The organism is Rhizobium leguminosarum (assembly GCF_004123835.1).
Classification (GTDB): Bacteria; Pseudomonadota; Alphaproteobacteria; order Rhizobiales; family Rhizobiaceae; genus Rhizobium; species Rhizobium leguminosarum_M.
The window spans coordinates 1-1019 of sequence record NZ_MZMU01000020.1 but is presented as its reverse complement, the minus strand read 5'-3'; the positions used below and the strand labels follow the sequence as shown (position 1 = coordinate 1019).

General features: G+C 61.4%; 1 protein-coding gene. It reads right to left on the bottom strand.

All coding sequences use genetic code 11. From position 1 onward, the window contains the following. Positions 1-1019, bottom strand: a 1019-nt coding sequence (locus tag B5P46_RS28665) for a right-handed parallel beta-helix repeat-containing protein (protein ID WP_206735419.1), incomplete at both ends; no start/stop codon positions are given.

Here is a 1019-nt window from a genome sequence, read left to right as displayed (position 1 = left end):
TCGACAGTTCCAACGACGCGAGCGTGGCCGTCGAGATCGACCGACCCGACGCCGTACTTAGCGGTTCCGCTGTCGATCGCCGCCGAGCCGGAGCCGAGGTGGAAGTTGTCGCTCGCTGCCCCCGCGAATTTCGGGTCGATGCCGAGCTTGTTGCCGTTCGCCGCGCTCGGCATCGCGTTGCCGCCGTCGGTCTTGACCGATGCCTGGCCGGCCGTGCCGTTGTAGGTGATGTTGTTGGCCCAGACGACGTTGTTGTTGGTGTAGCCGTCGGTCGACGTGTTATCGATCGCAGTGTTGTTCTTGTTCACCGATGGGTCCGCAACGGCGATGTTGTTGGCCCAGGTGTTGTTGCTCGACGCCGAGTTGCTGAGCTCACCGCGCCAGGTGCCGGTGTTCGCCGGGTCCTGATTGTTGTGGTATGCGGTGTTGTTTTTCACCGTGACGGAGTCGCTCCAGGTAACCTGGATGCCTTTGCCGCCGTTCTCGTAGACGAGGTTATTGTCGACCAGGGTCTTGAACGTGTAGTTCGGATGACCGCTCGTCTGCGTGCTCTGGAAATCGTCGATGATGATGCCGTTGCCGTCGGTGTGCGCACCCGACTTGGTGACGTTGTCGTGCGAGATGTTGTCCCGCACGATCGTCCGGTAGCCGTCGGTCGAGGTATCGCCGGTGATGTTCCGGTTCTGGTAAATCGAGATGCCCGAGAACCAGCCCGACGACGCGTTGTTGTAGGTCTCGTTCCCTTCGATGCGAATGAAGTCCGACTGGTTGAACTGGATGCCGGACTCGCCGCTGCCGTGGACCTTGTTGTTGAGGATCTGGACGTGGTGGACATTGTTCGCTTCGATGCCGTCGCCTTTGGCGCCGCCGATGTCAAAGCCGTCGATTGTCACGTAGTTGGCGTTGACACTGATCGCGTTCCACGAGCCCGCGGGCGGCCGGATCAGCGCCCCGCCGGGCACTTCCGAGCGCAGCGTGATGTCGGCTGCCGCCGAGCCGTCTTTGTCGATGTTAATAGC